Source organism: Fibrobacter sp. UWP2 (genome assembly GCF_900141705.1).
Lineage (GTDB): Bacteria > Fibrobacterota > Fibrobacteria > Fibrobacterales > Fibrobacteraceae > Fibrobacter.
On the sequence record NZ_FQYM01000001.1, the window covers coordinates 263,703 to 277,829 of the forward strand.

At 53.6% G+C, this 14,127-nt stretch carries 12 protein-coding genes; 5 read left to right on the forward strand and 7 right to left on the reverse strand.

Translation table 11 applies throughout. The annotated features are described in order from the left end of the window. Positions 1–156: 156 nt before the first annotated feature. A complete protein-coding gene (locus BUB55_RS01155) occupies positions 157–2,904 on the forward strand; it encodes a YfhO family protein (RefSeq protein WP_234971747.1) in 2,748 nt (915 codons plus the stop codon). Positions 2,905–2,977: 73 nt separating this feature from the next. Here the strand turns inward: BUB55_RS01155 and BUB55_RS01160 are convergent, their stop codons facing one another. After that, positions 2,978–3,955 (reverse strand): hypothetical protein, encoded by a 978-nt coding sequence (locus BUB55_RS01160; RefSeq protein WP_073187443.1) that lies wholly within the window; start codon positions 3,953–3,955, stop codon positions 2,978–2,980. Positions 3,956–3,974: 19 nt separating this feature from the next. Continuing rightward, complete coding sequence (locus BUB55_RS01165) at positions 3,975–4,763, reverse strand: HAD-IIA family hydrolase (RefSeq protein ID WP_073187445.1); 789 nt, start codon at positions 4,761–4,763, stop codon at positions 3,975–3,977. 48 nt (positions 4,764–4,811) lie between these two features. Here BUB55_RS01165 and BUB55_RS01170 point away from each other — a divergent pair, with 48 nt between their 5' ends. Next, positions 4,812–5,531, forward strand: a complete 720-nt coding sequence (locus tag BUB55_RS01170) for an RsmE family RNA methyltransferase (RefSeq protein ID WP_073187446.1) — start codon at positions 4,812–4,814, stop codon at positions 5,529–5,531. 38 nt (positions 5,532–5,569) lie between these two features. Here BUB55_RS01170 and BUB55_RS01175 read toward each other — a convergent pair whose 3' ends face one another. The 3 genes from BUB55_RS01175 to BUB55_RS01185 are packed head-to-tail and all read right to left on the reverse strand — an operon-like array spanning position 5,570 to position 9,260. Next, positions 5,570–6,742 carry a hypothetical protein gene (locus BUB55_RS01175; RefSeq protein ID WP_073187448.1) on the reverse strand — a complete coding sequence of 391 codons (1,173 nt, stop codon included), beginning with the start codon at positions 6,740–6,742 and terminating at the stop codon, positions 5,570–5,572. A gap of 1 nt (position 6,743) precedes the next feature. Further along, positions 6,744–7,709, reverse strand: a complete 966-nt coding sequence (locus BUB55_RS01180) for a hypothetical protein (protein ID WP_073187450.1) — start codon at positions 7,707–7,709, stop codon at positions 6,744–6,746. Between the two features lie 9 nt (positions 7,710–7,718). Next, on the reverse strand, positions 7,719–9,260 hold the full coding sequence (locus tag BUB55_RS01185; protein WP_159431907.1) for a FecR domain-containing protein: 1,542 nt from the start codon (positions 9,258–9,260) through the stop codon (positions 7,719–7,721). Between the two features lie 191 nt (positions 9,261–9,451). Here BUB55_RS01185 and BUB55_RS01190 point away from each other — a divergent pair, with 191 nt between their 5' ends. Further along, on the forward strand, positions 9,452–9,997 hold the full coding sequence (locus tag BUB55_RS01190) for a hypothetical protein (RefSeq protein WP_073187454.1): 546 nt from the start codon (positions 9,452–9,454) through the stop codon (positions 9,995–9,997). Positions 9,998–10,056: 59 nt separating this feature from the next. Here the strand turns inward: BUB55_RS01190 and BUB55_RS01195 are convergent, their stop codons facing one another. Beyond that, on the reverse strand, positions 10,057–10,587 hold the full coding sequence (locus tag BUB55_RS01195) for a DUF4416 family protein (protein WP_073187456.1): 531 nt from the start codon (positions 10,585–10,587) through the stop codon (positions 10,057–10,059). A 17-nt stretch (positions 10,588–10,604) separates the two neighbouring features. Then, complete coding sequence (locus BUB55_RS01200; RefSeq protein WP_073187458.1) at positions 10,605–11,837, reverse strand: zinc metalloprotease; 1,233 nt, start codon at positions 11,835–11,837, stop codon at positions 10,605–10,607. Between the two features lie 159 nt (positions 11,838–11,996). On the opposite strand from BUB55_RS01200, the gene BUB55_RS01205 reads away from it, so the two are divergent. Together BUB55_RS01205 and BUB55_RS01210 are read left to right on the forward strand one after the other, a co-directional pair. Next, positions 11,997–12,824 carry a ComEC/Rec2 family competence protein gene (locus BUB55_RS01205; protein WP_159431908.1) on the forward strand — a complete coding sequence of 276 codons (828 nt, stop codon included), beginning with the start codon at positions 11,997–11,999 and terminating at the stop codon, positions 12,822–12,824. Positions 12,825–12,839: 15 nt separating this feature from the next. Next, complete coding sequence (locus BUB55_RS01210; RefSeq protein ID WP_073187461.1) at positions 12,840–13,901, forward strand: tyrosine-type recombinase/integrase; 1,062 nt, start codon at positions 12,840–12,842, stop codon at positions 13,899–13,901. Positions 13,902–14,127 lie beyond the last annotated feature (226 nt).

The following is a 14,127-nucleotide window of genomic DNA, read 5'->3' on the forward strand; positions in this document are numbered from 1 at the left end:
AAGTACCTGGTCATTGCGGCAATTCTCATTTTGTCCGGATTCGGCATTTACAGTTTCCTCAAGTACAGCAAGGTCGACGAGAACACCCTTGACTAGATTTTTGCATTTCACAAACAACCGCCGGGCCCGAGGTCCGGCTTTTTTTATATTTCCATCATGAACTTTTTGAACAAGAAACCCGTATTCTTCGCGGCCATGGCCGTGCTGTTCTTCGCGATTCTCCTCATTGTTTTTAGGGAGTTCGTCTTCGATTCCAACCAGCTGATGCTGAATTCCGACCAGCTCAACGGCATTGGCAGCCGCATTTTGCGTGCCGAGAATGTCGTCGTCACCGAATGGGACGACAGCCGACTGGGGGGCGTCCCCACAATTGACGCACTGTTCGCCGATGCCTACCACCCGCTAGTCTGGACACAATTCCTAATGGACCCCGCCCGCGCCGTGGGCTTCAAGTTCATCTTGACCGTCTGGGTTGCCTTCATGAGCGCCATGCTTTTGGCGTGGAACCTGACCGGCAACAAATGGTGGGGCGCACTGCTCGGTTTCTTGTACGCGTTCTCGCCCGAATACTTCACCTACATTTACGGTGGACACGACGGCAAAATGATGGTGTTCGCCATCGCGCCTCTCGCCCTCCTCGCCATCCGTAAAGTCGTACGCGAGGCAAGCATCGGTTACCTGATCGTTTTAGCCCTGAGCATCACCTGGATGATCCTGGGTTCCCACCTGCAGCTCACCTACATGTTCCTGTGGGGCGCCGGATTCTACACGCTGTACGAGGTGGCGTTCCACTGCGACGGCTTAAAGACCCGCGGCAAGCGCATTGGCCTTGCGGCAGCAGGACTCGCCTTCGGACTCGCCTTGAGCTGTTTCCAGGTCGTCCCGCCATATATTTACACCACCACGCAATCGGTACGCGGCGAAGGCGACCACACCAACTACGGCCACGCCACCAGCTGGTGCCTGCACCAAGAAGAACTCATGCAAATGGTGCTGCCCGGGTTCATTGGCGTCGACGTTTACGAGCGAGACGAAAAGACGAACGACCTCAACGGCAGCTCGTTTGTGAACGTTACCATGCAGGACTACCGCAAGATGATGGAATCTGGTTCCCAGGGGAGCCCGTTCTACTGGGGTCACAACAGCTTCAAGTTGGACCATAACAACGCCGGCGCCCTCCTCACCTTCCTCGGTTTCCTCTGCCTGTTCCTCCCCGGCAAGCGCCGCTGGGCGTGTTTCTGGGGTCTCGGCGCCGTCCTCGCCCTCAGTTACGGCATGGGCGTCCATTCACCGCTATTCAAGCTATGGTACAACATACTCCCCGGCGCCAAGAATTTCCGCGCCCCGGGCATGTCGATGTTCTGGCTCCCGCTCCTCCTCGTGATGATGGCAGGTCCCGTACTCAAGGCGTTTACCGACGACACCGCCGAAGCACTTAAGAGCCGCAGGGCGCTCCTCCATGGCGCCGCAATGTTCGCCCTCCTGCTTGTGCTCGCCGTTGTCGCCCGTTTCAATTGGACTCTCTTCATCGGCCCGTTCGGTCTTGTGGTTTCTGTCCTATACGCAGTCGCATGCCTCGGCATCATGAGCATTGACGACCAAGGGAAGGATTTCAGCGTCAATAATTTTGTGGACGCCTTCAAGAACAAGCTCCCTGGCACAAAGCGCGCTGTGCAAGCTTGCATCGTTTTGGGATTCGCCTTTATCGGGGTATTCCTCATGAGCGGGCAGAACCTGATGAACGACCCCATCGCCGCGCCGTACTTTAAGCCACTGAACGAAATCGTGATGAACGCAACCGCGGGCAAGGTTATCCCTGGATTCATCTTGATTTTCGCCATCATGGCCGTCGCCATCGGCACATTCAAATGGAAAGGCAACATTGCAGCCAAGGCCGCCATCCTCGCCATTGCCGCCGCGGTGGAACTGTTCTTTATTGACGGAGCCTTTGTGCAGAATGTCGCCAAGGCCGAATACCTGCAGCCAAACAACGGAATTGCCAACGCCATCAAGGCGCCGTACAAAGCTGACCCGCAAAACACCCCCCGCGTGCTGAGCCTTTCCCGCTCGCAGGCATTGAGCGGCAACAGTTTCCCGCAATACCACATGCGCAACGCCGCTGGCATCCACGACAACGAACTCGCCTCCTACCGCGAATTCCGCGGCGGGCAGCAAAACGAGAACTTCTTGCAGAACATCAACAACCCCGATGCAGCCCATCCGTTCCTCGACCTCATGAACATTGGCGCCATCATCTTTGATACACAGCGCGGCACCACCTACATGCCGATTCCCACCGCCATGGGCGAAGCCTACATTTACGGTGAATCTGTCGTGATGAGCGATGCCGAAGCCATCAGCACCTTAAAGACCAAGGCCGCCATCCGCAAGCCCAAGGCCCCGGAGCCCGCCGTCACCGAATCCGCCGACACTACTGCTGCAGCACCTGCCGACAGCACCGACGCCGATTCCACGCAAACCGCCGAGGTCGAGCCCGACGACGACCCCAACGCCTTCTATTACCGCGAAAAGGTGATCCTCTCCGAAGCACCGGAACACGCTGGCCAAGGCGGCGTCGCCCAAGGTTATGCCAAACTGGTCGAAAGTCCCAAGATGGACACGCAAGTGTTCCAGGTCGAGAGCGACCGCGACGGATTCATGGTCGTCGCCGGCAACTACCATCCCTACTGGCACGCGACAGTCAACGGTGCTCCGGCGAAGGTCTACAAGGCGTTCGGTTCCCTCCGCGCCGTCGAGATTCCCAAGGGCAAATCCGAAGTGCGCATGGAATACCGCAGCACTCCGTTCCACGCCTGCCTCAAGGTGAGCCTGGTCGCCGCCATTCTCCTTATTGCCCTCGGCATCTTTGCCACGGCAAAATGCAAAAAAAAACCATCGGCTTGATGGTCTCTCTAAAAAAATTTAAGCCGGTTACTAGGTAGCCGGCTTTTTTGTTGGTTGTTTTTTTACGAGGGCATTACTTGATGCCGCTAAACATCACGTCGACAATTCCGCCTGCAAACGCCTTGGCTTCAGAAGCGAGGGAAGCTTCCTTCTTGAGCGGGATTCCCTGTTCCTTTTTCATCTGGAGAATCAATTCCTCGATGCAGTAGTCGTCGTAATCCGTGGTCTTCCAGTAGTTGTCAAAAACAAATTCCTCATCCTTGCTTGCTTCAAAGTCATCATAGGCGGCTTCGCAGTCAGCCTTTTCAAACGCATAGCGAATGTTGAACTTGATCGGGCAGGATTTATTCTTGTAGCTCACCGTGTAGGAGCCCGAGGATTCCTTGAGTTCGTTGATCTTGATAACCACGAGGCCGTCGTACATCGACATCTCGTCGCAATCCGAGGCGCGGATGTCGTTGAGCATCGTCTTTGCGCTGAACTCGTCATCCGGCCCTAAAAAGCGCTTGTAAAAACCGCTCAATAGCGAATCGTATTCGGCGAGGGCGGAATTGCTGTTGTAGAACGAAGCGTAGAAATCCTTCAAGAAGCACTTGCCGCTGTAACGGAACACCTTCTTGAACATGTTGTACGAGGTGAGCCTCTGTGCATTTTGGATGCTCTTCTTGTCGTTATCCGGATCCAGCCAGTCGCCTACCGGGAACTTCTTGCCGCTAAAGGTGTAGTTTTGAGTTTCTTCACCGTCATCGACAGTAATTGTCGACTTCTTGATGAACGCCGTAACGGGTTCCACATCTTCATCGCCCCTGCTCCAAACCAAGTTGCCCAATGTGCCCACCTTGCAAACCGGCTTGTAAAAGGCCATCGTCGAATCCTTGGACTTGTAGGCATACATGCCCTTCTCCAAGTCAATCTCGAAAGAGCCCTCGAGATTGAATGCAGAAGACACGACTTCTTCGTCGCCGCTGCTGCTGTCGTCGCCGCAGCCCACCAAGGAGACTGCGCCCAAAGCGAGGGCAAAGGCTGGAATAATCTTGACAAATTGATTCATTGAACAACCTCAATAAGTATTATGATAAAAATCCGTCAAAGTCGATTTCTTTTACGTTCTCTACAACATACTCGGGTTTGACCTCGAGTTTTTCCAAATCGGACCTTTTGGTCTCGCCGCAAAGAGGCAACACAAAACGGCAACCAGAACGTTTCGCCAATTCAAAATCCGTGTAAAGCCGGTCACCCACAAACAAGATCTCTTCGGGTTCAAACTTTTTGAGAAGCCCCTCAAGCATCGCCGGATTCGGCTTGCCAAAGCTTCGTTCGGGTTCCACGCCGTACGCCGTTTTGAGAAGTGCCATGAAACTCCCGATATCGGGCACCGGACCGCGGGCATCGGGGCAAACAAAGTCGGTGTGCGTCACCCAGAACGGGATTTTACGCTGCACGCGGAAACTGAGTTCGCAAAGCTCGCGGTAGTCAAAGCTGTTGTGGTAAGCCACTAGCACCAGTTCCGTATCTTCTACAGAGGGGCGCAGGTTCAAGCTGGGGTCTTGCGCAGCAAACCACTCGTACACTTCGGGGTTCGCAAAAAAGAAGACATTCTTGATTCCCTTTTCGTGGATGGCATCCAAAGATAGGGACAACGCCGAAATAATGGAGTCCCCCTTTAAGGGAAGACCCATGACCTTGAGGCGATTCTCGTAAAAAACCGGGGATTTGCTGGTATTGTTGCTCAAGTAGTAAACAGGCACCTGTTTGGCAACCCGCTTTACCGTCTCGACGGCACCAGGATACGGGCGACCGCTCAAATAAAGCGTCCCATCCAGGTCAAAAACGACTGCCTTTACCGGTTTGTGGCTCATGTACTTTAAATCTAGCAAAAAGACGCCGGAGTTTTTTATTTTTGGGGCATGAAGACTCCCGATAGCCGTTTTTACTGCCCGCTCATTACCTGTGGCAACATCGTGCTCGACGAAAACGAAAGTTCCCACGCCGTACGCGTATGCCGCGCCGCCGTGGGCGACACTCTGGAGCTCTGCGACGGGCTCGGCCACTACGCCGACGCGACCATCGTGAAAGCCGACGCCAAGGCATGCGAAGTACGGGTCGACTCGGTAGAGGACGCCCCGCGCCCGCGACCGCACGTAAGCCTTGCCATCGGCTGCCTCAAGGACGACGCCCTCGAGGAGGTCGTTTTCCATGCCGCCCAAACCGAAATCGAGAGCATCGTGTTTTTGCGCACCGACTATTCGCAGGAGCCCAAGAACTCGGACCTGCACAAGCAAGTGCGCCGCTCCGAACTCAAAAGCCTGGTAAGCCTAAAGCAATCCAAAAAGCCGTGGCTCACACGCATCGAGGGCCCCGTTGAATTCGACAAGTGGCTCGAGACGTACCAGGGCGACTTGGTCCTGTGCGACATTGACGGCGAAAAGGATTTTTGCGTGGACCCTGTTTCGGGAGACACGACCCCCGTTACGCTCCTGGTGGGACCCGAGGGTGGTTTCTCGCCCCGCGAAATCGAGCTCGTAAAAAAACACGCAGGCGGAAAAATCCACCTGCTCAACTTAGGGAGCACAAGGCTTCGCGCAAGGACAGCTGCCGTTGTTGCCCTCGGCCGCATTTTACGCTAAAGCAAAAGCGCGGTTCCAAGAACCGCGCCAATCTTTATTTATTTGCAAGCCTTGGTAAAGGCGTCAAAGATCTTTGTGGCGGGAAGCTTTTGAACCGCCTTCGACTGGGCGGCGTCCGCATCTCGTCCTACGCCTTGGGCGTTCTCGGTCAGCTGGACCTTGCCCGATTCAAGAGTCGCCGTTACGCGCGAAGTGCAAAGTGTCTTGCCGCTGTTGAACTTGTCACTGAACGTGAGTTTTGCCGAGAGCTTGGGGAGTCCCGGCTTGTCGAGCGTCGGGAGACCCGAATCGTTCAAGTACTTTTGCAAAGCGCCGCACGCTTCGGCAGGACCATCACAAACAAACTGGAATGTGCAGCTGCTCTTGTCGCTCGCATAGCTCACCGTTTGCGTAATGAAGTTCGCCGTACGCACATACTTGAAGTTCAAGTCGGCATGCACGGTCACTTCGCCTGTGGGCTTTCTCTTTTTTACCTGGGCAAGCGAGAATACGGCTTCGCCCGAGGCATTCGTCTTTTCGTGGGCCAAGTCCTTGTTGTCTTGCGTCAAGGCTATCGGGAACGCTTCTACCGGGCCAGCCACGTCAGTGATGGTCACCATCAAGGCCTCGCTGGTCAAATCGGTTTCCATTTTGACTGTCGAAAGGTTCGTCACCACAAAATCCACCAGCTTGCCCATGGCCGTTTCCAGCTTGAGCTCCGGCGGGATTTTTTGCAGGCAAGAGAGATTCTCAAGGTTGAAGGCGTATTCGTCGGCAAGTTTTTCAAAGGCAATCATGTCCGTCGTCATTTTGCGGTAATCGCCATTTAAAATGTCCTTGCGGATAATTGGGTCCAGTTCCTTCATTTTGTCTTGAACCGCAGCCAAATCCACACGAATCTTGGACGCCATCTGTTCGGTATCCACCGAGGCGGTCGCCTGGAACATGCCATCTTGCTTGGGGCCGTGGATAATTTTGGCGCCCTTGATGACGATGTCGGTAGACACCTTCTTTTTGCTCAAAACCGATTCCGAAATGTTGCCCGCTGCATCCTCGGTCTTTGTCACGGCAAACTCAGACTCCACCCTAGAGCGGAGTTGTTTGGCAAGGCCGTCCATGGCAAGCTGGTCGGCTTCCTTTTGCGATTTTTTTGAAACCGCCGTATAGGAGACTGTTGCCGCCGAAGCCATGGTGGCAAGAGCGAGTAGTACCGCGACAATTAACTTATTCATATTATTGTATCTCGAGAATAATCAGTTTCTTTGTGATATTCTGCTTACGCACCTTGGCAAGGTTCTCCAAGCCTTCATAGAACACACTATAAACCATCTGGGCATCATCGTAAGTGTTCGGATCGGCAAATACGAGCACGTCAAACGTATTGCGGCTCATCGAAATCACCTGCATCTTGTTGAACTTCTTGCGAATCTGGACAGAAACCATGTTGGAGATTTCTTCGGCCTGTTCATCGGTAAATTCACCCGTCAAGTGAGCCACCACCTTGTACTGCACGCCCTTCTCGAGGTCAGCAGCCAAACGGTCACGCACCTTGTTTTCGAGTTTTACAATCGCCTCTTGCATGGCTTTTTGCACCAGCACGCGCATGCCCTCACCCTCGTCCTTCATGCGGACAGACTCACTGGCGAGCAAGTTGGCGGTCGAGGCTTCGGTAGCATTCAAATCAATGACGATGTTCTCGTCTTGAATGCTGCCAGAATAAGTGATATTGATGTCGGCACCAACGCTCAAGCCTGCCACATAGGCCAAGTCTTCATCGTTACCGGCAATATCGTTTTGCAACTGCACCACTTCATCGAGTTGTGCCTGGCTTTCGAGGCCAATCACGCTGTAGTCTCGAGTCGAGAGGTAAGCGTTGATGACTTCCATGGCAGTCTTTGCAAGCGGGTTCTTGCGAATCACTTCAATAGAAGGATTGTCTGTCCTGCCCATGGCCGGGGCGACAAGCACCGTGGGGCGGGACTTGAACTTGGCATTGGACACAGCAATGGTGGGGGTTCCAGCATCGTCATTCTTTTTTATAGAACCTGTGGCAGATTCGCCAAACTCCTGGTCGGCGGCGTCGTAAGCGGCGGCGGCACGCTGGCGGGCAGGGTCGTTGTTCTCAGGCGGGTTCGATGCGCATGCGGCAAACGCCAACACAGAACCACAAGCCAAAATCATCTTCATGTTCTTTTTCATAAGGACCTCTTATTCTTCCTTCAACATTCCTCTTTGCTTGACCATGTCGTATTCCTCTTCCAGGCTCACGAGATTCTCGCCGCCCTGGTGGTTACGCGGGTTGCAATAAACTTCATACGTCTTCTTGGCACTGTATGTTTTGCCATTCTGGGTTGTCACAACGACTTCGAAGTTCGCAATCGTATTTTGCGGAATCTTCGCCGAGAACTCGTAACTAAGCGAATTGATGGCATTGGCGTTCACCGTTTCGACAACAGCGCCCTTGCGCTTTAACACAATGGACTTGATCTGACCCAGGTCGCCCGCCGTAATTCCAGAAAGGTTGACCTTCATATTTGCCGTATATTCGCCCGTGTGGTGGACGCGTTCGGAACGCGCACCGCCAAACTTGACAGACAACTTCACATCCTTTGCCGCAGGAGCGGCCTGGCTTTGCGCAGCCGGCTTTGCCGTCTCAGCCGCAGGCTCAGCTGCGGGCTGTTCGGCGGCAGGTTCGCCTTGTGCTGTCGGAGCCACGTAATTCGTGGTCCACATAAAGCACGGGATTTCCACGTCACCGTCGCTGCAGCTGGCGAGGAAGCGCTTGGTTCCATAAGCGTCATCACCCCATTCAAAGGTACGCTGGTAAACGCCGTTTGCACCAACCGTATCTACTTCGCCAAGCACCGTCACAATCACGCCCGGGTTCACACGGGCCTGCAACGTCACGTTCGGGAAAAACACCTCGGCAGGCAGCGCCGAAGCCTGGAAACGCAAGTTCTTTTCGAATGCGGCACGGCGTTCCTTGTAGCTAGCATCGAACTTTTTCAAGACAGCCGAAAGTTCCTTCGCCACATCGGCTTCGGGAGCCGCCGCCAGCAAAGAGTCCAATGTCTTGGAAAGGGCTCCCGTACCAGAAGCGCCCAAGTCCATCTTCACAACACCCTGCTTTTCGTCAACGACCACCGTCTGGTTCGCGGTAATGGATTCCACTTTGCCACTCTTATTGTCGGTAACATCGATCCGGCCTTCCTTCAAGGAGGCGACCATCTTGCCGTTCACTGCACCGACAAAGCCCGCCGTACCACGAATGGCAGCCACGGCCGTACCGGTCCTGAATTCCATGGTATTGCCGTCCACCTGCTTTTGAACGTCAAATCGCACTTGACCGTTTTCAATCTTAATCGAGATTCTCTTGTTCAAGGAATCCAACATTTCCACGGTAAGCGTGACGTCAGAACGTTCCGTAATCCACAAAGAAGAACCATCCTCCACCGCCAAAACGGCCTCGGACTCCACCGCCGTACGAATTCTGTTATTTTCAACGACCTTTTGCCCCGTAATCAAGCGCTTCCAGGTTTCGCCCTGATTCTTGGACAACTCGGTTTCACCAACCGACTTACGGACCTTGGCCTTTATTTTGGACTTTACAGGAGCATCTTCGTCAGGAGCTACTGCGGAAGCTTCATTTTGCGCCATTGCTTTGGGATTGGGTTCCTCTTTGCATCCTGCAATCACAAGAGCGGCCGAAACCGTAGCCGTCAAAAGAAGAGATTTTCGTAAGAACTTCATATGCTTCAAATATATGTAAAATTTTAGACAAATCATAGATAAAAGAATCGTTATAGCAAAAGCCTTAGCCCTAGTAGCGCCCCTTTTCAGATAAAATGTGCAAAAAAACACTTTTTGATAAAAATCTCTTGACTTTACAAAAACATTAAAATACCTTTACATCAAAAGTTTAACATCTCAAGGAGAATCTCATGAAAAAGTTACTCGCCACACTCGCTACCCTCGCCCTTTTGGCAGGCTGCGCAAGCACCCCGCAAGAAAAGGCTGCTAGCGCCCTTGCCGAAATGCAACAAGAAAAGAACGAACTCATCCAGAAGGGCGTCGTCGCCGGCTTTGGCATTGGCGAATCCCAGGACGAACAGATCGCCTATGACAAGGCCGACCTGAACGCCCGTACCGACATTGGCCGCGAACTGGAATCCAAGCTCCAGAACCTGACCCGCGCCTACGCCGAAGAAGTGGGCAGCGAACTGACCCAACACTTTGAAGAAGTGAAGAAGAACGTCGTTTCGACCACGCTCCGCGGTGCTACCATCATCAAGATCAAGACCGAAGCCAAGGAAAACACTGTGAAGGTCTACGCCATCATGGCCATGGACCCGAAGCTCGTGCGTGAAGCCTTCGAAGCCGAACTCGCCGCCCAGCAGGCTGACGTCGCCCGCTTCCGCGCCGCCAAGGCTTACGGTGACGCCAACGCCGAATTTGCCGCTTACGAAGCCGCCAAGGCCAACAAGTAATTCCTAGCGAATCCAAAAATTTCGCCTCGGCACTGCCGAGGCTTTTTTGTTTGCCAAAACTACTTGGCCGATTTACGCCAACGCTCGCGAATAAGCTGCAAGTCGTGCTGGTACGGGTTCCGCTTAAAGTCCTCGAACGCCCACGCTGTCGGGTGGAACTCCCCCTTGGCGTAGGTGAGGAGCATGTCGAGCCACACACCGCCACCGGCATAGAGCTTGAACGGCCCCCGCTTGTAGCTGGGCAAAACAACCTTATCCAAGTCCATGTAACCGATATCCACGTTCACATGGCGATGGTCGGAGTTGTCGCTTGAAGCCGTCGTGAGTTCCAAGGCGTTGCTGCGAGCCTTCTCTTGCGCAATGGTCTCGGGAGGGATGCACTTTTCAAAACTCACCACCCCTCGGAACAGGCCGTCCCCCATCTCGGGAGTGTAGTAGTCCGTTTTATCGAAGGGGAACAATTTGCCTTTGTAACGGAGAGGCCCCCAGGTAGACTCCAACAAGTTGACTACGACAGGGTCCCATTCAGGGCCTTTTTGAAGCACGAAGGCAATCAGTTGTGCCGGTTCAGAAAAATGAGTTGCTTTCATAACGAGGGCAATTAAAATCAGTGTGGAAAAATCATCAAGTTCTTGCGGACAATTTCGAGTTGCTTTTGAGAAAACCCTTCATACGGCAATTCGGTAGCCGCCGGGAACATGACATTGCTCGCATCGGGGCAGTCCTCAATCTCAAACGCCTTGGCATCAAAATAGTACTTGCGTGCGACTCCGCCAATCTCGTCGTCATTCACACTCATGTACCCGCCCAAAATCAAATTTATGCAATAGGGGGTTTCTTCGATGCCGTCTTCGAGATTGGAGTAATCGCCCTCCGCTTCCCAGTCCCCGGGTGTCGTAGTCGTGTGACGCAAGCCAAAAAAGTGGCCGGTCTCGTGCAAGGCGCTTTCCACAATCTCCTTGGACGTCAAAGGCACTTCGCCACCAAGGGAGGGCGCGTATATGCGGTTTCCCACAATAACGGTGCTTCTTTTTCCGCCACCCATGTTGCCACTGAAGAGCGCGGCAAAACCCAAGGAGCCCTCTTCCTCAATACGATGCATGTAGACAATGTCCAAGGCATTCCTGAGATTCGCCTCGGGCCAGCCTCCCAACTCCGACAGGTACATATCATCTGACGAGTAGCCTGCACGCCACGGCTCGTCTGCCGGGTATTTTTTCCCGAGAGTCGGGTGCTCGTGAGCATAGCGCACGTAAAGCGTATCGACCTTGATTGTACTGTAATACCTGCGGAAATCCTTGAGCATAAGATTTGCAAGGCTGTCCACATCGACGCTGTCCTTCGTCGGCAAGATTTTTCCCACCGCAACCAGGTTAATGCTCATGTGGTCCGAATAGGCCCCTTCGCCTGTCAATTTCACATTTTTTGTCGGACCCCTGTAAAAAGTTTCTCCGTCCAACAAAGATGTAGCCCAGTAAATCATCTCGTTTTCTTCACAGACAAACCGATACACAATCCGGTCACCCACAAATTCCCCTTCAAGTTCGCGGACCTTGTGGACCTTGAACTGAGTCTCCGTTTGCTCGTACAGCCGGTATAACTGAAGTACGGGCGCCTTTTCGGCTCCACTCCTATCAAAAGAAAGCTCGTAGCTTGCATTGGGATGGAGCTGGAGCTTGACGCCATGGGCCAGGTTCGCCGCGATGGAGTCGTTCACCGCCTCGTCGTTGGGGAACAAGGTAAAACGAACCCCGCTATCTGGAAGAAGATTGATTTCAGGATCGGATTCTTCGGAACAGGCGGCAAAAAGGCAAAAAAGCGCCGCCAAAATGACGTGCATCGGAGAAAAAAAGTTTTTCAAATCAAAATGGCACATTTTCCGTCAAAATTCCGTTTAATAGACAACAGTTTGCATCAAACCATTCAAGGTAAAGGTATAAAAATGAAACGGCAATATGGCATATGGCGGGGTAAAATAAATGTTTCGCTACAAGATTTATTGACCCCTCTCACAGGGAAACCGGCACTGACCAGCGCCCTGGTACTCATGGCCACCTACGCGAGTTTCAACTGCCCAGAATTCGCTCCGGTTCTGCTTTTGCCGCTCGCCATGTCTATACGTTTTTTTCCAAAGGGCGTCCAGTGGTCCATCTTGTTTTCGCTTTTGGTCGGGATCGCCAGCCATTATGCCGCTTCAAGCTCCGCCAGTCGGGACCTCTGGCAAGTGCCACGCGCCAAAGGGTGCGGCATCGTAGAGACGGTGATGCCGAGGGCAAACGGGACCGCGTTCATTGTGGCAAGCAGCCAACGCGTCCGCCTCACCGAAAAACGCGAATTGCGGGCATTGCCCCTGCCAGGCGATTCTATTTGCTACGAAGCCAGCTGGTACCCCATCACGCCACCAACCGTCCCCGGAGGCTTCGACACCCGTGGCTGGCTCAAAAGCCAAGGGCTCGCCGCCTACGGCAAGTTCACGCATTGGGACTCCTGGCGCGGGCACTGGACTCCCGAACGCAGTTTTTATGCATTTCGCATGTGGATCAAATCGAGGTTCGAGGAGTACCTGGCCCCCGCCGAGACCGGGCTTTTGCTCGGGCTACTGGCGGGCGACAAGAGCGGCATCCCCGAAGCCCTGCGCAGTGACTTCCAGCGTTCCGGACTGGTGCACGTGCTTGCCATTAGTGGTTCCGCCGAACGGTCCATTCCGGAAAGCTGGTGCCGATTTTGCCCAGTTTTAGCCCAATACAACCCCTTCGACCTTGAAAAATTCGTACATTTAGTGCACGATATTGTACAGATTTCAACTACATGGAATCAAATACAATAACAAAGGACACATAACATGGCATCTTACTGCATATTCATCAAGAACAAGCGTGACCGGGGGTTCTGGTACCTCCGGAAATCCGACCACGGCAAGGTCACGGACGTGAATCTCAAAACCCACGACCGGAAAGAGGCCGAGGTCCAGCTCATGAAGGTAAAGGTGGCACAGGCCGAGCTCGACCGGCAGAATGCCTCCGGCGAAGCCCTGAACGCCCTGGACGTGAGACAGAAGGAACTGCGCTCACCGGTGGACCTACCGGGTGGCGTGCTCGATATCTGGACGGATAGGCTCAAGGTGGAAGGTTATCGAGAACAGAGCATCAGCCGGTACCTCAGGGCCGCACAGTGGCTTCTGAGGGGCGTGAACATCGCCGACCTGACCGCGGACAAGGTGGCGGAGATTTTCGCCACCAAGACCGTCAAATTGAAATCCACGACCCGGCACGGCTACGTGAACGCGCTCAACAACCTGTTCGACCACTTCGGGAGGGACGACTTGAAAAAGGGTTTGCCCAAGGTAAAGGTCGAGCCTCCGACAAAATCGACGTGGACTCGCGAACAGATGTACGACATAATTATGAACGTGCGGAGCAACACTGCGGAGCGGACAGAACAATACCGCCTGTACTTCTCAGTAATGGCGATTATCGGCAGTCGCCCCGGCGAAACTTACGACCTTCTATGGTCCGACTTAAACGAGGACACCGGCATAATCCATTTTAGAGCCGAAATCGTAAAGACCCGCCGGGAGCGTTTTTGCCCTCTCCCGTTCTCTCTGTGGGCACAACTCGAAACGATAAGGGGTGAACCCGACCAACGCATTTTCTCGGCCTGTAGCCCATGCCAGGCGAGCCGCTTCACGGTCCTGAGCAACGCCATCAAAAGGGCCGGCGTACCGAAGGGCGGCTTAAAGACGTTCAGGACCTCGGTGAGCAACATATTGTACCGGAAGTCCGGTGATATCGTGAAGGTGTCCCAACTGCTCGGGCATGGCCCCGGTACCGCGATGACCTGGTATCAGTCGGTAAGGGCCCCGGAGGAGCTGGCCGACCTGGTCAACGACGAGGTGATACCATAGGGCGGGGGGGCGATATTTTTCGCCCTTCCCCTTCCTCTATAGATATTATTATACCTTTATATATTATTATTTTTTTTTATTTTTTTTCTAAAGTAAGAGAAGATAAGCCCCCTAGCCCCTTTCTTACTCTCAGGCGGATTTCAGCCCGCCCTCAACTATGCCCCCACCGATGCCCCCCATTTACCCCCCTTTAAAATTTCGCAAATTTCGGCACATGTAAGTATAA